The 21,316-nt window shown below is 40.5% G+C and carries 21 protein-coding genes; 12 read left to right on the top strand and 9 right to left on the bottom strand.

What is annotated here, in order from left to right; all coding sequences use genetic code 11:
* Positions 1–50: 50 nt before the first annotated feature.
* Complete coding sequence (locus tag KXJ59_RS13220; protein ID WP_295205466.1) at positions 51–959, bottom strand: DUF72 domain-containing protein; 909 nt, start codon at positions 957–959, stop codon at positions 51–53.
* Between the two features lie 67 nt (positions 960–1,026).
* Between KXJ59_RS13220 and KXJ59_RS13225 the strand changes: the two genes are divergently transcribed.
* The 8 genes from KXJ59_RS13225 to KXJ59_RS13260 all read left to right on the top strand — a co-directional run bounded on the left by KXJ59_RS13225 (position 1,027) and on the right by KXJ59_RS13260 (position 9,758).
* Positions 1,027–2,577: a sulfatase gene (locus tag KXJ59_RS13225; protein WP_295205468.1), complete on the top strand. Its 1,551-nt coding sequence runs from the start codon at positions 1,027–1,029 to the stop codon at positions 2,575–2,577.
* A 92-nt stretch (positions 2,578–2,669) separates the two neighbouring features.
* Positions 2,670–3,248, top strand: coding sequence for a sigma-70 family RNA polymerase sigma factor (locus tag KXJ59_RS13230; protein ID WP_295205471.1), 579 nt, complete (start codon positions 2,670–2,672; stop codon positions 3,246–3,248).
* Positions 3,249–3,259: 11 nt separating this feature from the next.
* Complete coding sequence (locus KXJ59_RS13235; protein WP_295205474.1) at positions 3,260–3,613, top strand: hypothetical protein; 354 nt, start codon at positions 3,260–3,262, stop codon at positions 3,611–3,613.
* 26 nt (positions 3,614–3,639) lie between these two features.
* The gene (locus tag KXJ59_RS13240) at positions 3,640–3,858 is read left to right on the top strand and encodes a hypothetical protein (RefSeq protein ID WP_295205477.1); all 219 of its coding nucleotides are present in this window, start codon (positions 3,640–3,642) and stop codon (positions 3,856–3,858) included.
* A gap of 89 nt (positions 3,859–3,947) precedes the next feature.
* A complete protein-coding gene (locus KXJ59_RS13245; RefSeq protein ID WP_295205480.1) occupies positions 3,948–5,144 on the top strand; it encodes an ATP-grasp domain-containing protein in 1,197 nt (398 codons plus the stop codon).
* A gap of 30 nt (positions 5,145–5,174) precedes the next feature.
* Entirely contained in the window at positions 5,175–7,289 is a 2,115-nt protein-coding gene (locus KXJ59_RS13250; RefSeq protein ID WP_295205483.1) for a ComEC/Rec2 family competence protein, read from the top strand.
* A gap of 61 nt (positions 7,290–7,350) precedes the next feature.
* On the top strand, positions 7,351–8,835 hold the full coding sequence (gene purH / locus KXJ59_RS13255; protein ID WP_295205486.1) for a bifunctional phosphoribosylaminoimidazolecarboxamide formyltransferase/IMP cyclohydrolase: 1,485 nt from the start codon (positions 7,351–7,353) through the stop codon (positions 8,833–8,835).
* 5 nt (positions 8,836–8,840) lie between these two features.
* Positions 8,841–9,758 carry an EamA family transporter gene (locus KXJ59_RS13260; protein WP_295205489.1) on the top strand — a complete coding sequence of 306 codons (918 nt, stop codon included), beginning with the start codon at positions 8,841–8,843 and terminating at the stop codon, positions 9,756–9,758.
* Positions 9,759–9,835: 77 nt separating this feature from the next.
* Here KXJ59_RS13260 and KXJ59_RS13265 read toward each other — a convergent pair whose 3' ends face one another.
* The 7 genes from KXJ59_RS13265 to mutY all read right to left on the bottom strand — a co-directional run bounded on the left by KXJ59_RS13265 (position 9,836) and on the right by mutY (position 16,926).
* The gene (locus KXJ59_RS13265; RefSeq protein ID WP_295205491.1) at positions 9,836–11,119 is read right to left on the bottom strand and encodes a polysaccharide deacetylase family protein; all 1,284 of its coding nucleotides are present in this window, start codon (positions 11,117–11,119) and stop codon (positions 9,836–9,838) included.
* A 12-nt stretch (positions 11,120–11,131) separates the two neighbouring features.
* Positions 11,132–12,514 carry a LutB/LldF family L-lactate oxidation iron-sulfur protein gene (locus tag KXJ59_RS13270; protein ID WP_295205493.1) on the bottom strand — a complete coding sequence of 461 codons (1,383 nt, stop codon included), beginning with the start codon at positions 12,512–12,514 and terminating at the stop codon, positions 11,132–11,134.
* Positions 12,515–12,520: 6 nt separating this feature from the next.
* Complete coding sequence (locus tag KXJ59_RS13275; RefSeq protein ID WP_295205496.1) at positions 12,521–13,114, bottom strand: DUF3109 family protein; 594 nt, start codon at positions 13,112–13,114, stop codon at positions 12,521–12,523.
* Between the two features lie 176 nt (positions 13,115–13,290).
* Positions 13,291–13,914, bottom strand: coding sequence for a hypothetical protein (locus tag KXJ59_RS13280; protein WP_295205499.1), 624 nt, complete (start codon positions 13,912–13,914; stop codon positions 13,291–13,293).
* A 24-nt stretch (positions 13,915–13,938) separates the two neighbouring features.
* Positions 13,939–15,273: a gliding motility-associated protein GldE gene (gene gldE / locus KXJ59_RS13285; protein WP_295205502.1), complete on the bottom strand. Its 1,335-nt coding sequence runs from the start codon at positions 15,271–15,273 to the stop codon at positions 13,939–13,941.
* A gap of 74 nt (positions 15,274–15,347) precedes the next feature.
* A complete protein-coding gene (locus KXJ59_RS13290) occupies positions 15,348–15,779 on the bottom strand; it encodes a single-stranded DNA-binding protein (RefSeq protein ID WP_295205505.1) in 432 nt (143 codons plus the stop codon).
* An 82-nt stretch (positions 15,780–15,861) separates the two neighbouring features.
* Positions 15,862–16,926 carry an A/G-specific adenine glycosylase gene (gene mutY / locus KXJ59_RS13295; protein ID WP_295205509.1) on the bottom strand — a complete coding sequence of 355 codons (1,065 nt, stop codon included), beginning with the start codon at positions 16,924–16,926 and terminating at the stop codon, positions 15,862–15,864.
* A 216-nt stretch (positions 16,927–17,142) separates the two neighbouring features.
* Between mutY and KXJ59_RS13300 the strand changes: the two genes are divergently transcribed.
* The 4 genes from KXJ59_RS13300 (at position 17,143) to KXJ59_RS13310 (ending at position 20,188) form a co-directional block, all read left to right on the top strand.
* Complete coding sequence (locus tag KXJ59_RS13300; protein WP_294991008.1) at positions 17,143–17,433, top strand: HU family DNA-binding protein; 291 nt, start codon at positions 17,143–17,145, stop codon at positions 17,431–17,433.
* Between the two features lie 22 nt (positions 17,434–17,455).
* Positions 17,456–18,307: a hypothetical protein gene (locus KXJ59_RS13305; protein ID WP_295205512.1), complete on the top strand. Its 852-nt coding sequence runs from the start codon at positions 17,456–17,458 to the stop codon at positions 18,305–18,307.
* A gap of 33 nt (positions 18,308–18,340) precedes the next feature.
* Complete coding sequence (locus KXJ59_RS16030) at positions 18,341–18,436, top strand: AURKAIP1/COX24 domain-containing protein (RefSeq protein WP_225975540.1); 96 nt, start codon at positions 18,341–18,343, stop codon at positions 18,434–18,436.
* Positions 18,437–18,637: 201 nt separating this feature from the next.
* Positions 18,638–20,188, top strand: a complete 1,551-nt coding sequence (locus tag KXJ59_RS13310; RefSeq protein ID WP_295205516.1) for an Rne/Rng family ribonuclease — start codon at positions 18,638–18,640, stop codon at positions 20,186–20,188.
* Between the two features lie 47 nt (positions 20,189–20,235).
* On the opposite strand, the gene KXJ59_RS13315 is transcribed toward KXJ59_RS13310, so the two are convergent.
* Positions 20,236–20,925: a zinc metallopeptidase gene (locus KXJ59_RS13315; RefSeq protein WP_295205518.1), complete on the bottom strand. Its 690-nt coding sequence runs from the start codon at positions 20,923–20,925 to the stop codon at positions 20,236–20,238.
* Between the last annotated feature and the right edge of the window lie 391 nt (positions 20,926–21,316).

Below are 21,316 nucleotides of genomic sequence, written 5' to 3' on the forward strand. Positions count from 1 at the left end.
TTAAAATTACAAAACCATTGTTTGATAAAAACTGATATTCGTCATGCCTGCTAAAACAATGTTTGCTGCTGCTGAACGAAATCGGGCTTTTGTAAAGACAGTCCACATAATTTATTCAACCGATCAACCATGTACACTGTTAATTCCGGCGAATAGGCTTCATCGTGCATGTGCATGAAAAAATAGAGTTCTTCTATTCCGTGGTCAATCCAGTGTTTCATTCTGTCGATCCATTCATCTACTCTTGTATAATCTGTTGGATGCAGGCTGTTACCTACATACCTGATAAATGTTTTAGGAACTGTAAGATGCATATGTGCACAGTCTCTGCGTCCACTGGTATCTGTTATTACGGCACCCATATTTATTTCTTTGAGTGTATTGAACAGTTCCTGCTGAATATCGGGTTTACCAAACCAATCAGGATGGCGCACTTCCAAAAAAAACTGCATATCGGTGGGTAGCGAACGGAGAAAATCGAATAGCTCTTCTTTTCGCTTCGGCGTAAATGCATCACTTACCTGTACAAAGACCGGACCCAGGTGTTCTTCGAAAGCAACTATGCCACGCAGAAATTCAGTGGTAATAAAATCCTTCCCTTTTAAACTTCCCCGGTGTGTAACACCCTGATACATTTTTGGACAGAACTTAAAATCTCTTCCTTTTGCTTTCTCTGCCCATTTGGCAATACCACTTGCACCATACACTTTATAATGCGTAGCATTTAACTCTATGCTGTTATAGTGTTTTACATAATGTTCCAGAAAATCTTTCTCTTTGGTTTTAGGTGGATATATTTTTCCTACCCATTCCGTCCTCCCCCATTTTGCACAGCCGAGATATACCCTGGGTTCTTTTTGTTTCTTACCTTTCAATACCTGTTGGTTGAATAAAGGCTCTGAGGGAAGTGAGAAATTAATGGTATTCAGTTCTGCTTCGGGTACACGGCCAAATTCCATAAAAAAACTTTGTGTACAAAGCTAACAGGTTTATACTGGAATTGTTGACCGATAATATATACGCTATATGAAAAAATACCTGCTGATCTGCCTGCTTTTCCCATTGTTCTGCGCTGCACAATCAAAACCCAATATTATTTATATTATGAGCGATGACCATGATGCAGATGCCATCAGTGCATATGGATCGAAACTCATTAAAACACCCAATATAGACCGTATTGCCAATGAAGGTGTATTGTTTCAGCGGGCATTTGTAGGCAACTCCATCTGCGGGCCTGCACGCGCCACTTTGCTTACCGGGCAACATTCGCACAAGAATGGCATGAAAGATAACCGCACACGTTTTGATGGCAGCCAGCTCACCATGCCTAAACTGTTTCAGCAAAATGGTTATCAAACCGTCATTGTAGGTAAATGGCATTTGCATACATATCCCACCGGTTTTGATTACTGGAAAATATTACCCGGACAAGGATTGTATTATCAGCCAAGACTGATTCAGATGAATGGCGATACAACAACCTATCCAGGTTATGCCACAGAAGTAATTACAAACGAGGCCATTGACTGGTTGCAGCATAAAAGAGAGCAGAGCAAACCTTTTCTTTTACTGCTCCATCATAAAGCACCACATCGTTATTTCTTTCCTTCACCAAAAAATATTGAAGCCTTTAAAGACAGAACATTTCCTGAACCGGCTACTTTATATGCCGACACCACCGGAAGAGGAACTGCATGGAAGCTACAGACCATGAGTATTCTTCACGATATGAAATTATCCAGTGATCTGAAAGTGGATCCTGCATACCTGATGGATATTCCATGGCTAAAACCCGATTCTGCTGAGATTGCTTATTACAACAGCATCATCAACCGCATTCCGGTTGCCGAAAGACAAAAGATCAAAGACATTTATGCAGTTCGTGGAAAAATATTACAGGAACAACGTCCGCAAGGCAATGCGTTACTCAAATTGAAATACCAGTGGTACATGCAGGACTATCTTGCTACTGCTGCTTCGGTTGATGAAGGTGTTGGTAAACTATTAGATTACCTCGACAATAGCGGTCTCGCACAAAACACCTTGATTGTATATACTTCCGACCAGGGTTTTTATTTAGGTCAGAATGGCTGGTTTGATAAAAGATGGATGTATGATGTATCGATGCGTACACCATTAATGGCCCGTTGGCCCGGTCATATTCAGCCGGGAACAAAAAATAATACGATGGTGCAGAACATTGATTATGCTCCTACTTTTTTAGATGTGGCGGGTATCGATATTCCTTCATCCATGCAGGGACTTAGCCTGAAAACAATATTGAAGGATCCAAGAGCCAGGGTTCCAAGGAGCAGTTTGTATTACCATTTTTATGAGTACAATGCAGATCATACGGTATTGCAGCACCTGGGTGTGCGCACCGACCGGCATAAGCTGATTTATTTCTATACCGTTAATGAATGGCAATTGTACGACTTGAAAAATGACCCCACCGAACAGAAAAATCTGATTGCAGATAAAAAATATGCAGATGTGCTGGCAAATATGAAAAAGGAATTATTGAGGCTAAGAGATTATTACGATGATCATGAAAAAGCCGGGGAACTGCAATAAAAGCAGCATTACTGCGACAAATGATGTATTCCGGTCAAAAAAACAGGAGTGTTTTACAATATTCAAATGCCTTGTTCGTCAACCTTTCTTGTATGGATCAGGCATGGCAGATACAGGCTACTATGAGCGACTCACGCGGCAAGCATATCACTGAGGTTATCAATACCTACAGCAAAAGGCTGATGGGCTTTATCCGCAAGCGGGTTAGCAGTGAGGCCGATGCCGAAGATATTTTGCAGGATGTATTTTACCAGTTCATGGGTAATACCAAACCTATTGAACAACTCACGAGTTGGTTATTTACCGTTACCCGCAACAAAATCACTGATAAACAAAGAAAGAAAAAACCAGAACTGCTTGAAGACCTTTACCAGAGCAATGGAGAGGAGGGTTTTGAATGGTCTGATCTTTTTTTTGATGATAAAAACAACCCCGAAACAGCCTATCTCCGTTCTATCTTCTGGGATGCTTTATATGCAGCACTAAATGAATTACCAACACCGCAAAGAGAAGCTTTTGTATTAAATGAAATTGAAGGCATTCCTTTTAAAGATATTGCTGAACAAACCGGAGAAACCGTAAATACGCTCATCAGCCGCAAGCGCTATGCCGTATTACACCTGCGTGAAAGACTGGGTAACTTACGGGATGAATTATTGAATCAATCTTAAATTTTTATACCATGCACAAAAAATTCTGGATCAAAAAAATCATTGGTTTTACCATGATTGCCGTTGCCTGCTTAGCGCTGCTGGCCTGGGTAGTAATGCTGCTCTGGAATGGGGTTCTGGCAGAAGTGGTACAGGTATCAACTGTTAATTACTGGCAGGCCTTGGGTTTGCTGGTGTTGAGTAAAATATTATTTGGCGGATTTCGTGGTAAAGGAGGCGATTATAAAAAAAGATGGAAAGAAAAAATGGAACAGAAATTATCTGGTATGAGTGAAGAGGAAAGAGAAAAAATAAAAGAAGAATGGAAACACCGGTGCAACATGTGGAAAAAAGCCGGTGTCAGTTCAGATGCCAAAGCTGAATAATTCAAAAGAACCAAACAACTGTTAGCATGCACATCCTGATCTTTAAAACCAACCTGGAAGATACAGGTTTGGTACACCATGCAGGCCGTTTACTGAACCCGATGTCGGGTATTCACCGCTGGAATGTTGATTTGCACGACAGCGACAACATATTACGTATTGAAGCTGATCCTTTGATTTCACCCCGACAAGTGGAGCAATTGCTGCAAAATGCCGGCTTTGAGTGTGAGGAACTGGCCGATTAACAGCCTCTCCTGGCTGTCAATTTTCATTTATTTGAAAAATAACAGGGCGAAATTCTTTCATACCCTTATTTTTGCGCAATTTGTCGCAAATGAGCTATCCTACTTTATCATCCAACGAATCGGTTCCATCTAAAAAGAAAAAAATTGTAGTCCTGGGAAGTGGTCCCAACCGGATCGGTCAGGGCATTGAGTTTGACTATTGTTGTGTACATGGTCTGCTGGCCATTAAAGAATGCGGTTACGAAGCCATTATGGTGAACTGTAACCCCGAAACAGTATCTACTGATTTCGACATGGCCGATAAACTTTATTTCGAACCCGTTTTCTGGGAACATCTCTGGGAAATTATTGAACTGGAGCAACCGGAAGGTGTTATCGTTCAATTGGGTGGACAAACAGCATTAAAGCTGGCCAAAAGATTACACCAGAAAGGTATTCGCATCATCGGTACTTCATTCGACAGCATGGATATTGCCGAAGATCGTGGCCGTTTCAGTGATTTATTAAAAGAACTGAATATACCCTATCCTGAATATGGTACTGCTTTTACAGCAGAAGAAGCCATTGAAGTAGCCAACAAAGTAGGTTATCCCGTACTGGTTCGTCCGAGTTATGTATTGGGTGGACAGCGTATGCGTATTGTTATTAATGATGAAGAAGTTGAGAAAGCAGTAATCAGCCTGTTAAAACATATTCCCGGCAATACCATTCTGATCGACCACTTTCTCGACCGTTGCCAGGAAGCGGAAGTAGATGCCATTTTTGATGGCGAAAACTTCCATATCATGGGTGTAATGGAACATATTGAGCCAGCGGGTATTCACAGTGGCGACAGTAATGCCGTTTTACCTGCGTTCAACCTCACACCGTTGATTGTTGAAACCATGGAATATTACAGTGAGAAGATTGCAAGGGCACTGAACATTAAAGGATTGATCAATATACAGTTTGCTATTAAAGATGGTAAAGTATTTGTAATCGAAGCCAACCCAAGGGCTTCACGTACCACACCATTTATTGCCAAAGCTTACCAGATACCTTACCTGAATATTGCTACCAAAGTAATGCTGGGTGAAGCAAAGCTTACCGAGTTTACCATGGAGAAAAAACTGGAAGGTTATGCCATCAAAGAACCGGTTTTCAGCTTTGACAAATTCCCCGGCGTAAATAAAGAACTCGGACCTGAAATGAAAAGTACAGGTGAAGCCATCCGCTTCATCAAAGACCTGAGAGATCCTTATTTCAGAACACTGTATAAAGAGAGAAGTATGAATCTTTCGAGATAACATCGGGAAATACGGTGTATTAATACTCGAATGAAAAGGCTGCGTAAGAATACGCAGCCTTTTCTGTTAGGTTTAAGGATGCGTTCAGGTATTTTTTCATTTTTAAAACAGGCACCGTTTCTGCGATTATTGCCCGGCTTAATTGCGGGCATATTGCTGCAATACTATTTTTCGCACCCGCTTACCATCGAGCTGTCTATTATCCTCTTTCTTCTTCTTGGTATTACTGCTCTTCGATTCTTATCTGTTCAACAGAAATACAGGCTTACAGTTTGGGTTGGATCAGGTATTTATATACTGCTCATTTGTCTTGGATCAATTATTACGCATACCTATTCAGTTACATCATACAAAGACTGGATTGGTCATGATACAAATATTCATCAACCCCTGCTCATACGATTAATTGAGACACCTGTTGAAAGAAAAAAATCCTTCAAAACAACAGCTACTATTGAATATAAATTTGAGTATGGAAAATGGTTGCCCGTAAAAGGCAAGTTGCTATTGTATTTTAGCAAAGAGGAAAAAAACGGGGCATTAAAACAAGGCGACCGTTTACTTATCAATCAAACATTACAACCTGTTGACACCAATACCAATCCCGGCGCGTTTAACTATGCTACCTATTTATCCAGAAATAATATTTATCATCGTTTATTTCTTCGGGCCAGTCAATATCAACAAATAGATACAAGTCAGACATCCCGGGGCTCTCAGACAACTCAAATAGTTTTATCTATTCTTCGAAAATACATTCCCGGAAAACAGGAACAGGCAATTGCAGAAGCGCTTCTTATCGGTTATACGTTCGATCTGGAAGATGAATTACTGGAGGCTTACAGCAGAACAGGCGTTATTCATGTAATTGCCATTAGTGGCATGCACCTGGGTTTGGTTTATGGACTGTTATTGTTACTCACTTCTCCTTTAAAAAAAATCAGGCATATAAGATGGATAAGGCCTGTTTTATTACTCGTAGCATTATGGAGTTTTAGTTTACTGGTAGGCGCAGGTGCTTCGGTATTAAGAGCCGCTGTCATTTTTAGTTTTATGATATTGGGCGAATGGTTACAGCGAAAGAATAATCCTTTTAACAGTCTTGCTGCTTCCATGTTTTGCCTGCTTTGTTTTAATCCATTTTACCTTTGGGATGTAGGTTTTCAGCTTTCTTATGCTGCTGTTGCCGGTATCATGGTTTTTACCCGGCCCATTTATCGTTACTGGTATATTCCCAATAAAGTGTTCCGTTATTGCTGGCAATTACTGGTAGTTACCTGCAGTGCCCAGGTTTTTACCATACCTGTTGTGTTGTATCATTTTCACCAGTTTCCCAATCTTTTTATGATCACCAACCTGGTTGTGGTTCCATTGAGTGGGTTCATTTTGTATGGCTGCATACTATTACTCATCGTTTCTCCTTTTTCATTCATTGCACAATACCTGGGTAAAATATTACAGATTGTCTTGCAATGGATGAATCGTTTTATTGGGTATACAGAACAATTATCTTTTGCAGTAACTGATCATATACAAATTAATGCAACTCAAATTACCTGTTATTTCCTGCTGGTATTTTTTCTGTGCAGATGGATCATCATCAAAAAAAACCGTTACGCTTTTTATTCACTTATCTGTATTTGTGTCGGGATTTCCCTGTACGCATACAGACATATAGAGATCAGGCAAAAAAAACGGCTGATTGTATATCATCTCCCCGGAAATACGGTTACAGAAATATTTGGTGCAGGAAAATACATCAGCATCGGCAAACAGGAACAGATTGAGGCAACACACAAAATGAGATTATCTACACATACATGGATGGGTGGATTCAAACAAAAAGCTTTTTTTGTACCCAACCCATATCTGGTAATGTCTGTCAATAAATTTACTGCAGCCTGGCTTAGCGCCGTTCCTTCACACAAAACCGGTACAGCTCCAATTGAAGTTGATGTACTTATTCTGCAAAACAACCCGGCTGTAACTATCGTCAGTTTACAGCAATTATTTAGGGCCAGTCTATATGTCTGGGATAACAATAACCCTCTGTGGAAAATCCGGAAATGGAAAAAAGAAGCAGACAGCCTACATTTGCGCCACCATTCGGTGCCTGAGCAGGGTACTCTTGTAATGGATTTCTGACGATTGCAGCTACTATTCACCAATCAGCCACCATATCAGGGTGGTACATATTTCATTTTTTATGCAAAAGAAGATTCAGTCTGCCCTTATTTCCGTTTTTTACAAAGATGGTCTGGAACCCCTTGCCCGCCGTTTACAGGCAGAAGGCATTACCATTTATTCTACCGGTGGTACACAACAGTTCCTCGAAGGACTGGGTATTGCATGTGTAGCAGTTGAAAGTTTAACCACTTACCCTTCTATTCTGGGTGGTCGTGTGAAGACATTACACCCTGTGGTATTTGGTGGCATATTAGGTCGCAGGTATGAGGAGCAGGATTTACAGGAAATGAAACAATATGGTATCCCAGAGATTGATCTGGTGATTGTTGATCTCTATCCATTCGAAGAAACCTTAAAAAATACCAGTGAAGAAAAACTCATCATCGAAAAAATTGATATTGGTGGCCCTTCCATGATCCGTGCTGCCGCCAAAAATTTTAAAGATGTGGTGGTTATTGCAGCCAAAGATGATTATAGTACACTGGAACAGATATTAACCGCACAACAGGGTGCAACCAGTATTGAACAGCGAAAAGCATTTGCTGCCAAAGCATTTGAAGTAGTTATGCATTACGATATTGCCATCAGCAATTACTTCAACCCCGGTCATCAGCAATCTTTACGTTATGGTGAAAACCCACACCAGCAGGCCGTTTTTCATGGCAACCTTGCTGAACTTTTTGAACAACTGAACGGAAAAGAGCTTTCTTATAATAACCTTGTAGATGTTGATGCCGCCGTACAACTGATTGGCGAATTCAATGAAACAACTTTTGCCATTATTAAACATACCAATGTTTGTGGTATAGCTGCAAGACCTACTGTTAAAGAAAGCTGGGACGCGGCCCTTGCAGGTGATCCTGAAAGTGCTTTTGGTGGTGTACTGGTATGCAACGGTAGTATTGACAAAACCACTTCCGATGCCATCAATGAAATTTTCTTTGAAGTGCTGATTGCACCTTCATTTGATGCAGATGCACTTGAAGTATTAAAAAGTAAAAAGAACAGGATATTACTGCAACTAAAAGCTGATAGACCTGCTTTGAAACAGCCATCCAAGTCTATTTTGAATGGCGTACTTGAACAAGGTAGTGATGAAGGCAATTACAGCAAATGGGAAGAAGTAGGCGGAAGAGAAACTACCGCAGCAGAAAAAGAAGATCTTGCATTTGCCAATCTGGTTTGTAAGCACCTGAAAAGTAATGCCATTGCATTGGTAAAAAACAAGCAACTGGTAGGAAAAGGTTGCGGACAAACCAGCCGTATTGATGCGCTCAGGCACGCTATTGAAAAAGCACACCAGTTTAAATTTGAACTGAAAGGTGCGGTACTTGCCTCAGATGCTTTCTTTCCTTTCAATGATTGTGTTCAGATTGCACACGAAGCAGGCATGGAAGCCTTTATTCAACCCGGTGGCTCTGTTCGCGACAAAGACAGTATTGAATATTGTACAGAAAACAAATTAGCGATGGTAATGACTGGTATTCGTCATTTCCGCCATTAATATAAATGACCACCAAGCAAAAAGCATATATCGGTTTAGTAGCCACCAGTATCATCTGGGGAACCAGTTGGGTAGCCAGTAAAATTGCTGTTAAAGGTGGCGTACCTGGCTTGGAAGTAGCTGCCATTCGCCAGTTTATCGGAGGTGCTTTGTTTGTTGGTTTTTTCCTGATCAGGGGTGAAAAAATACCCAGTGCCAAACAAATGTTATGGCTAGCAGGTATGGGCTCATTGCTATTTGTTATCGCCAATGGTTTTGCCACTGTTGCCTTACGTTATATACCCAGTGGATTAGCTGCATTGATTGCCGCACTCTATCCATTATCGGTAGTAATTATTGAACGCATCTTTTTCCGAAATACAAAAATTACCTGGGTAACTTTTGTGGGGCTACTATTGGGTATTACGGGTATTGGTATTGTATTTTATGACAACGCTTTTCATAGCCAGCCGGAAGGTTATGTGTTGGGATTGATTCTTTCACTCATTGCCATGTTAAGCTGGAGCATTGGTACCATCATCATTGCAAGAAACAAAGTAAAGATTAACGCCTACAATGCCACAGGCTGGCAAATGCTGCTTGGTTCTTTCTTACTCATGATTATGACGCTGGCTTCTGGCAACACTATGCCTATTACAGCCATTCCTGCCAGTACATGGTTGGCTATTGCTTACCTGGTATTTGTAAGTTCTATTGTGGCTTTTGTGGCATTCATTTATACGATGAAACATTTAGAGCCTGCTATTGCTGCACTCTATGCATATATCAATCCGATTATTGCCATTCTTACCGGGTCTGTACTGATGGATGAAAAATTAACCATTGATATTTTAATCGGTTCTGCAATTACATTGGTGGGTGTATTCCTCGTAAACAGAAGTTTGAAAAAACAAAGAGAACAGGCTCTGGCAGACGTTGGCTAATCTTCTGTGTTCTTCTGTGCCTTCAGTGGCAATATTAAATGCCACTGAAGGCACAGAAGAACACAGAAGGAGTTTTGTTAGATTGTTCTTAGGAAAGTTTCATACATGTTACGCCACATGATCCACTCTTTTTGTTCTGTTAAAAAATGGTTGTGCATTACATAAGTAAACACACCACTTGTTTTTTTTACTGTCTGTAAAAAATACCGCATCCGTTCCAACGCCATTTCCGCATTCAGTCTTTCGTAAAAAATAGCCGTACTGTCCATATAACAGAAGGGAATGATCTGGAGTGAAGTAGTTTGTTCTTTTGAGAGATCATACCAATAAAAAGGATGGCTGGTTGAAGCCCTGAAACCGTTTACGGCACCATAACCCATAGAATAATCCTGTTGAATACCCATATCTATCAACGCTTGATACGTTTCAGGCAAGTGTAATTGCAAATAATGCTGGCGCGAAACAGAGATTGGCTGTTGGGCATGATAGGCAAGTAATTTAATTTCTCTTTCCAGACAATTCGCATCTGCATTACTTTGAACAGACGGGTGAATACCAATCCTGTATTTTTTTGCATGCGTGTTTATCAATTCACGCATTCCGCTGGTATGAGGATCTACATTTTTATCATAGCCTTTTCGCTTTTCTGCAACGAGGAAAAAATAAAAAGGTTTTAACTGATGTTGCTGGTGCAATTCATCAAGCCACTCATAAATATCATAGCTGTCTTTCTGTTTGCCACTGTAAATAGCCGATCGGTCCATTAGCGCATCAAACCTGCCCATGAGCAAATCCGTGAAATAGCCTTTGATATTTTTAAAAGGAGAGGCATAGCGAAACCGATAAGCTACATCAATGTCATACGTAGGTTGCACTACAAATTGCCGTTCGGGTAAATGATAATCAGGATATTTTTTTTGCAGTTCTCTTTCAAGTTCCAGCATCCAATAATCAACCAATGGGATATCCAGAAAACCATGCTGGAAGGCAATACTGTTGCGATGATCGTATCGGCCATATTCGTCCTTCTCATGATTAAGGTATTCTTCGTAACGTGAAAGGAGGTAAAATGATGCAGCAAAAATATCAAAAGGTATATCTCCCGAGCCGGAGAAGAAAACCGGCAGGTCTTGCCAACGATGTATTTGTATTTCCTGTATACTAATTTCTGTTTCTTTCAATAATGTAACGGGAATAACTTGTATACCCTTATCTATTGATTGGTTGGAATAATTGATACAAGGACCTTCCTTCGATAAATAAATTTCAACATTATCTGTAAGAATCACCGATTCGTTGAACAATACAGCTACAATATACCGGAGACGCGGACTGATATGTGGCGAAAAAATAGTCAGCACGCAGTTCGCTGTTTAAGATGAGTGTTTTTGTTTTTCTTTCCACAACTCATTAAAAGTTTTCTGGCTGAAATCGAGCTGAGAGCGGTGCAGAGACCATCCTTTGAAAACTTTATTCACCACCCAGTTTTTCATTTTACCATTGCCCATATTCATCATCATACGGTTGAGACTGGCCATTTTCCAGGCTTTCCAGGCTACTCTTTCTGCTATTGTACTAGAGCCTTGCACTACTGCTTCATGACGGTTATCGAGCAATAATTCATGCAGGTTAATTCTTACCGGGCAAACTTCTGTACAGTTACCGCATAAAGAAGAGGCATAACTCAGGTGTTTGTAATCATCTACCCCACGTAAGTGTGGTGTTATTACTTTACCGATTGGACCGCTATAAGTGGTTTCATAAGCGTGTCCGCCTATATTTTTATATACCGGACAGGCATTTAAGCAGGCTCCGCAACGGATACAATACAGAGCTTCTCTTGCAGTGGGGTTAGCGAGTAGATTGGTTCGCCCATTGTCGAGCAAAATCACAAACATTTCTTCGGGGCCATCGGTTTCATTTTCCTGCCGCGGGCCACTGATAATAGTATTGTATACCGTTACTTTTTGCCCTGTTCCAAATGTAGACAGCAGTGGCCAGAAAGTAGCCATGTCTGTAACAGAGGGGATCATTTTTTCAATCCCTACAATTACTATATGTGTTTTGGGCCAGGCACAACTGAGGCGTGCGTTACCTTCATTTTCTGTTATTGCGATAGCGCCTATATCGGCAATAATAAAATTGGCACCGGTTACGCCTACTTCTGCCTCTACATATTTTTCGCGTAATTTTTGACGGGCTACCAATGTTAGTTCTTCGGGTGTAAGATCGGGTCTTGTACCTAATTTGCTGGCAAAGAGTTTGGCTACATCTTCCTTGCTTTTATGCATGGCCGGTGTTACAATATGATAGGGTGGCTCACCGTCTAATTGCTGAATATATTCTCCCAGATCTGTTTCTACACTTTCAATACCATTCTTTTCGAGGTAGTCATTCAGGTGAATCTCTTCTGTCACCATGCTCTTGCTCTTCACCAGTGTTTTGCAATTACGTTCCTTGCAGATTGTTCCTATGGCATCCAGAGCCTGCTCTGTATCTTCTGCCCAGATTACTTTAGCTCCTCTTGCGCTGATTTTTTTTTCAAACTCCAGCAGGTACCGGTCAAGGTGTTCAATTGCCTCCCACTTGCTGTTCTTGGCCCTTTCCCTAACCTGCATTACATCAGTAAACTGTTGCTTACCGATGGGAACAACTGCGTTGTATTTACCAATATTGAAATTGATTTTACGCCTGTGTTCCAGGTCGGCAGCCTTAACGGTACTTTTGGCAATAAATGATGCGGCAGTATCTGTCATAATTGATTAATCTTCTTTGTTGTTTTTCATATGTTCTGCCGTTGCTGCCAGTGCTTCATAAAACTCCTCTCCATACTTCCTGATCAGGGAATCTTTCAGAAATACATAAACAGGCACTTTTAACTTTTTACCCAACGAACAGGCAGCTTTACAGAGGTCTTCTCTTGGTTCATAATTCACATATTCAATATCGGGATCTCTTCTGCTTTTTTTTGTTTTGATGGGGAAAAGATGACAGCTCAAAGGTTTTTTCCAATCGAGTTTTCCATCATTATAAGCCTGTTCAATACCGCATTTAATGATACCTTGTTTATCTCTGTATCCGTATGCACAAATGGCACCGTTGATGGTAGGTGTTACCCACCCGAATTCTTTATCGTAAATGTATAAACCCTGCCTGTCAATTTCCGCGATTCCTTCTTTGGTCATATAGGGTTTGATGGTTTCGTAATGCGTTTTCAGTTTTTCCAGTTCCCATTTCTCCATGGGCGCACCCGCATCACCATCTTCGCAGCAGCCTCCCTTGCATTTGGTAAGGTCGCAAACAAATTGTTCCTCTATTACTTCATCACTAATGAGTTTATTGTCTATCGCTATCATGTTTACGAAGGTAATCAGATTTAACGGCTTGCTTACAGATTAGAGCTGTAAAGATTTCTACAGAATTAACAGCATTTTACGTAACAAAAGGAGGGCTCCTGCGTAAATGGAATATACTGGTTACCGAAGGGTAGTTCAGTGTTTGCCTGAGAGCCGCCCATTCCTGGGCGGCTATATTATTGTTTCCATTTAAAAGTGTTGATCAGGTGCCGCATATCCTGTAAAATAAAGCGGTTTACAATACCCAGAGAATCGGCATTGGGTGCAGCATCAAAATACATGGCCCCCCTGAGAAAATGCTTATTTGAATCGGTCAGGTAAAACTGGTTTGCTGTGGCTACATCTCCTCCAACAGCAAAAAACATTCCGCTGATACCGTTTGGCGTAATCATCAGCGAATCATCGATAGAGTAAGCTTTGGCAGAATGTTTACCTGTAAGTACAAAAGCATGTTTTACCAATGTATCAAACCGGTTTTTCCCGATGGTTTTATAACTGATATAAATCCTTCCATTGAATTCCGGGAATTCTACATTAATCCACCAGGGATTCTCTGTCGTCTCTCCAAAAAAAGTACTGTCTTTTACAATCTGTGCATATTTCGGGTATTCGAATGAATAAGGGTAACCCGGCTGGTCAAACAACTGATAGTTTTTTTCAGGAAAATGAATCTTGTAATAGCCTTTAGGTTTGGGGGTAAAACTACTGTTGCAGGACTGTAGTAAAAATGCCAGGGCTAAAAAACCATAAACAATGGACCATGGACTATGGACTATTGTCTTTCTGCTATCTCTTATCATATCTCAAAACTAAGCTTAAGCAGCTTAACGGGGTTTAATAGAAACCTTAATTTTTTGAATCCTGTTCTTCTCTACTTCCAGTACAGTAAATTCAAAATCGCCTGTTATAACCACTTGTGCGGGTTTGGGAATATCACCTGCTATTTCAAGTACCAATCCTGCAAGTGAATCGCTTTCGCCTTTTACCTCATCAAAAGTATCACCGGGAATATCCATGATTTTACAAACATCATGAATCATGGTTCGGCCTTCAAAAATGTAATTATTGTCATCAATTTTTTTATACCCGTTATCCTCCTCATCAAATTCATCTTTTATTTCTCCGATTACTTCTTCTAAAATGTCTTCCAGTGTAACAATACCACTCGTTCCGCCAAATTCATCTACCACTACAGCAAAATGAATTCGTTTCTGCTGAAATTCCTGCAAAAGGTCTTCAATCGGTTTTTGTTCATGTACGAAATAAGCTGTTCGCAATAAACTATGCCAGTTAAACCCATCGCCTTCATTAATATATGGCAGTAAATCTTTTGTGTGAATCATGCCGGCTACTTCATCAAGGTCTTCTTTGTAAACAGGAAATCTGCTGTAATTCAACTCGCTGATCATTGATACCAGTTCATTAAATGAAGTTCCATATTCTACCCCGCTGACATCCATCCTTGTTTTCATGATTTGCTTTACCGAAATATTACTGAACTTGATGATGCCCTTTAAAATATTCTTCTCGTTTTCAGACGCCGTTTCATTGGTTGTAAGATCAATGGCATGATCAAGTTCTTCAAGGCTATAAGAACCTCCTGATTTGTGTGCGAGTTTTCGTTCGATGATATCAGAATATTTCACCAGCCATTTACTCATTCCTGCAAACGTATAAGCAACGCCCTGCACCACGCCGCCAAAATCTTTTGCAAAACGCATATTATTCTGTGTAGCCAATACTTTCGGCATCACTTCTCCAAACAATACCAGCAGAAAACTTACGGCCAACACTTTGATTAAAAATTCGACCCAGCCGGCATTGAACTGTTCAAAGTTGAACATATTATCTATCAGCAGGTTGGATATAATGATGATGGAGATATTGATAAAGCTATTGGCAATAAGTAAGGATGCCAGTAAAGTTTTCGGTTCTTCGAGCAGGTCTACAATACGTTTATATGCCGGCTGCTGCTTCGATTTAAGCAGGTTGATGTCTTTATACGTAAGTGAAAAAAAAGCCACTTCCGAGCCAGAGAGTACAAAAGAGAGAAAAAGCAACACCAGTAAAATCATCACCAGCACTGTTGTGCCTTCGGGATGAAGTGCCGACAAAAAATAAGTATGCAATAATTGGACGAATGCCGGATGGTGATCCAAAGTGGGTGGTTTAAGTTTACAATCAGCAGCCAGGCTGCTCTTTACTTCATCGCAAAAATATCAATTCCATACAATCAAAATGGAAGAGATTCGCCGGGGTCTGCCAGAGGTGGGGCATCATCACCAGTATAGCCTTCCAATCCTTCACTTCCGCCATTAGGTGCATGGCCATCACCACGTTTATCAAGCATAATCAGGTTATCACCCACCACTTCTGTGGCGAATTTTTTATTTCCTTCCTTATCTTCCCAACTACGTGTTCGCAGACGACCTTCTACATAAATCAAACTTCCCTTATGCAGGTATTTTTGTGCCAGTTCTGCCAATCCTCTCCATAATACTACCGTATGCCATTCTGTTTGAGAAACCAGTTTCCCGGATCTGTCCTTATACGTTTCTGTAGTGGCCAGGGGAAATTTGGCTACGGCAATATTGCCTTCCAGGTGTTGTACATCCGGGTCTTTTCCGAGATTACCGATCAGCATTACTCTGTTTACACCTCTCATACAATAGATTTTTTGTTCGTCGCAGTTTAATCACTCTTAAAAATAACTTTTTTTAAGCAACAAAAGAACAGCTACTGAAAATTTAGGATTTACCCTTTGCAGACAAGTATTGGGTAAGCAAACGAGGGAAGGCCAGTCTGGATAGTCCTTTTTGGGTTTGCCATTGACCAGATGATGACAATGAAGAGGGAATTTTCTTCAATGCTACCCTGATAAAGCAGCCACTAATCTGCTGGTGGGTTAATTGTTGTATTAAAGGAGAGGAGATTTCAAGAATAGTTACATGCTGAATGTTGAGTTGTTCCTGTAACCAGTCGGTTACAGACGCAGGCGTCCATCGCTGAGATTTACCAGTTTCTACCAGGTAAAATTCAAAAAGATCCTGCCATATATCTTTACCTGTTCTCTGTCGTACCCAGGTTTTATTATCACACTCAAAAACAAAATAATTGAAGTACCTGCTTTTTCTTGTCAGTACTTTTTCTTTTACGGGTAGCCGGTTTACCATTCCCGTCTGGTAAGCCGAACAATTTGCCTGAAGCGGGCAATGCGAACAGGCAGGTGCTGCAGGTTTACAAACCGTAGCGCCAAAATCCATAATGGCCTGGTTATATTCACCTGGCCATTTTTTATCCAGCTTCTGATGCGCCAGTTCTGAAAATACCTGTTTACCTGCAGTGCTGTCGATGGCCGTATCAATTCCATAAAAACGTGAGAGTACCCTGAATACATTTCCATCTACCACTGCATGGGGAAGGTTATAGGCAAAAGAAGCAATGGCAGCAGCTGTATAAGGCCCCACACCTTTTAAGTGCAAAATATCATCATAAGTCCGGGGAAAAATTCCCTTATACTTCTCTACAATTTCCCGTGCAGTAAATAAAAGGTTACGGCATCGGTTATAATACCCCAATCCCTCCCATAACTTAAAAACCTCCTGATCAGGTGCTGCAGCCAATTTAAATACAGTAGGATATTTTTTAATAAACCGGTTATAATAATTCAAGCCCTGTTCAACCCGGGTTTGCTGCAGAATTATTTCACTTAACCAGATACGATAGGGATCTTTTTCGCCTTTCCATGGCATTTCACGGCTGTTTTGACTCCGGTTCCACAGTATTATTTTTTTGGTAAATAGGCTGATCATGGCTTGAGCAAAGATTCTGAAAACAATGTTTGACTGAAAATAAAGTTATTAGATGATGCAAATAATTTATATGTGTGGGTGGTAGCTTTAGAATTACATTTTTGAACCATTTATCTATCAATCAGTAACGTCTATAAAATTTAAACAATCTTTCCTTGCAAATACCAGTTTTTTTATCTTATTTTAAGTCTGATTCATCAAAAAATTCTATTTCCAATGAGAAAGTCAGACCTCATCAACCAGATTTCCGATAAAACGGGTATCCCAAAAGTGGATGTGCTGGTGACCTTAGAAACCATGTTTAAAGAAGTAAAAGAAAGTCTTTCTAATGGCCAGAATATTTATATCCGCGGCTTTGGCAGCTTTATTACGAAAAAACGTGCAGCCAAAATCGGACGTAATATTAAAAAGAATATTGCTGTAGAAATTCCTGAACACTATATCCCTGCATTTAAACCCGCAAAAGAATTTGTGAGTGAAGTAAAAAGCAAGCGGAAGTCGGACTAACTTCGCCGAAATTTTCCGACTTGTGAAAAAACAACAATTACTGTTAACCGGTGGTGGCGTCCTGCTATTTATCTTACTCTATTTTGTTAGTCCAACCGTAGCACCGGATAAGCACGTCCATACAGAAGGCGATACTTCACATTCGCATGAAAATCAATCGATTAAATTCGAAGACTTACTGGTAAAAGCCAAAGAAAAGATCAGTCCGGAGCAGGTAGTGCGTATCGGTGCACTGGAAAATGCCGTTATCAGAGGCGATATTAAGGAGCAGCAAATACATGTTTACCATCAGCTGGCCAGGTTCTGGGCCGACTCTGCGCGCATCTTCGAACCCTATGCCTGGTACACGGCAGAAGCTGCTAAGTTGGAAAATTCTGAAAAAAACCTCACCTTTGCCGCCCATCTGTTTTTAAATAACCTAATGACAGAGGGTGAACCTGCCATGCAAAACTGGCTGGCCAAACAAGCAAAAGTTCTTTTTGATAAAGCTCTTATACTTAACCCTGCCAACGATTCGAGTAAAATTGGTTTAGGTGCCTGCTATCTTTTTGGAAATATTTCAGATAATCCGATGGAAGGTATTATGAATATCAGATCGGTGGTAGAGAAAAATCCGGATAACCTGTTTGGTCAGATGATGCTGGGTTTGGGGGGAAAGAAAAGCGGTCAATATGATAAAGCCATTGAACGCTTTCTTATAGTGGTAAAGAAAGATCCGGAAAATCTGGATGCTATTTTTAACCTGGCTGAATGTTATGATATCCATAACGAGAAAGCCAATGCCATAAAATGGTATGAGATAGCGAAGGAAAAAGTACCGGTGCCGGCAGCAAAAGAGGCGCTTTCAAAAAGAATAGCTGAATTGAAACGATAAATTTATTTTTTAACTGTATAAAATTACTTTGGTATGCCTTGTGGTAAGAAGAGAAAGCGTCATAAGATCGCTACACACAAACGTAAAAAGCGTCTGAGAAAGAATCGTCATAAGAAGAAGAACAAATAGTTCCTTCTACCGACCTTAATAAAAAACGGGTCTGGTCTGGCCATTTTTTGCAAGACCGGACCCGTTTAACACTAATCTGGAAGCAGCCTTACCTTCCGACCCGCAACTTTACCTTTTCCTTCCCTGGCTGCTCCATCAGATGTTGTGGATGCTGATATACCGAATACCGGTAGGTGATTTTGTATTTAAAAGTTGCACTTTGTGAACAAAGAACTGATTATTAATGCCGCTCCAACTGGCGTGGAAATAGCCTTATTGGAAGATAAGAAACTAGTGGAGCTGCACAATGAAAAAACCGATGCCAACTTTGCAGTGGGCGATCTGTACCTGGGTAAGGTAAAAAAACTTATACCCGGACTCAACGCTGCATTCGTAGATGTAGGCTTCGAAAAAGATGCATTCCTGCATTATACTGATCTGAGTCCGTATGCTCGTTCCATCATCAAGTTTACCCAGATTGCCATGGGCGATAAAGGTGAACAGCCCTTCGATTTTGCCCGCTTTCAGTCTGAACCTGAAATTGTAAAAACAGGAAAAATCAACGAAGTATTAAATGGCAAACCGCATGTACTCGTTCAGATTTTAAAAGAACCTATTGCTGCTAAAGGCCCGAGACTGAGTTGTGAACTCTCTTTACCCGGAAGATTTGTGGTGGTAACACCCTTTAATGAAATTGTTGCCGTATCCAAAAAAATTCATTCTTCAGAAGAGCGAAAGCGACTGCATAAAATTGTTGAAGCCATTCGCCCGAAAAATTTTGGTGTAATAGTTCGAACAGCGGCTGAAGGTAAAAGCACTGCTGAACTTCATCAGGATATGTTATCGCTGGTAGAAACCTGGAAAACCATTCAACAGAACCTGAAAGGTGCGGTAGCCCCCGTAAGAATCATGAGTGAGGAAACCAAGACCACCAGTATTCTGCGTGATTTGCTGAGTGTTGATTTCAACCGAATAGTAGTTAATGATAAAAATCTCTTTCAGGTTACACAATCATACATTCAAAGAATTGCTCCGGATAAAACAGATATTGTTTCACTCTATCACAACGGTCTTCCTGTATTCGATCAGTTTGGTGTTACAAAACAGGTTAAATCTTCTTTTGGCAAAACAGTAAACCTGCCAAGTGGCGCCTACCTTATTATTGAACATACAGAAGCATTGCATGTAATAGATGTGAATAGTGGTTATAAGAGTGTAAGTAATAACCAGGAAGACAATGCGCTTGAAACCAATCTTGAAGCAGCAGAAGAAATTGCACGTCAGTTAAGGCTGCGTGATATTGGCGGAATCATTGTGGTAGATTTTATTGATATGAAACTACCCGATAACAAACGCAAGGTTCAGGAAGCCATGGAGCAATTCATGAAAGCTGATCGTGCCAAACATTCGGTATTACCCATTTCGAAGTTTGGCCTGCTACAGATTACGCGTCAGCGAATGCGTCCAGAAGTAAATATAAACACAGCAGAAAATTGTCCGGCCTGTAACGGTACCGGAAAAATTACATCAACGCTGTTACTGGAAGATGAGATTGAAAAGAAATTACATTACCTCGTTAGTCATTCACACAAGAACCTTACGATTGTGGTGCATCCGATCGTTCATTCCTACCTCACCAAAGGTTTTTTCTCATCCATTATTAAAAAATGGAAAAAGAAACATAAGGTAAAATTAAAAGCCCAGGCCAATACCAATTACCATCTCACAGAATTCAAATTCTTTGATGAGAGAGAAGAAGAAATAAAATTTTAGTTAGAAGATAGACCATGGTCCATGGACCATGGTCTATCTTCCATTCCTCAGTCATCATTTCTCGATGATCCGTTCAAAAAGATCAATACATATTGAATAAGTGTAGCTACTGATGCCAGAGCAGCTACCACATATGTCATTGCAGCCCATTTAAGTGCATCTTTAGCACCTTCCTGCTCCCGTTGAATCAATATATTCCTGTTATCTAACCAGGCCAGTGCACGCTTGCTGGCATCAAACTCTACAGGCAATGTAACCACAGAAAATAATGTGGTCAACCCAAATAAAATAATACCTCCCAGTAATAACATGGGAAATGTATTCACCAATATTACTCCTGCCAGTAATACCCACTGCACAATTGAACTACTGAACTGAACAAAAGGTACCAGGCGGCTTCGCATCATGAGCCAGTTATAAGCAGTGGCATGTTGAACAGCGTGACCACATTCATGGGCCGCTACGGCGGCTGAGGCAATGCTGGTTCCACTATAGACTTCCGGGCTCAAATTCACTGTTTTAGTCATTGGGTTGTAGTGGTCTGACAGGAACCCATCAACAGATACAATTTTTACATCATATATTCCATTGTCATGGAGCATTTTTTCGGCAATTTCTTTACCGCTCATTCCATTTGAAATGGGTAGCTGGCTATACTGTGTAAACTTGGCCTTTAGTCTGGAGGATACCAGAAAACTGATTCCAAGGAAAATCAGGGATACTAAAATGATAGACATATCCATAGTTACAATTTCTTAAATGGCTGCAAATAGCTTACCAAACCCAAAAATGACATTTTCCCTCCTCCCGGCACCCTTTTCCTGTCAAAAAGACCCCCTTTTTATGACAAAATTCCCCACCGGGTATCAACTGGCCGGACGGCTATGATTAACAATATGTTAAAGCCATTTACGAACACAATCGTATATTAAATAATTATGCACAGCCGTAAAATTTATTTTGCCATATGGCCCGGTTTTGTAACTTAGTGGTAGAATTTAATGGGTTAGTAAGTAAACGGGGTCAACAGCAATGTTGACCCTTTTACATGCCCGCCAGTGTTGCATTTCAGCGATTTTTTGTTTTTTTTCTTCTACTTTTTTTAGTTTCAAAAGCAATGTTTTCACG

It is taken from the genome of Sediminibacterium sp., from assembly GCF_019264485.1.
In the GTDB taxonomy this organism is placed as follows: Bacteria; Bacteroidota; Bacteroidia; order Chitinophagales; family Chitinophagaceae; genus Sediminibacterium.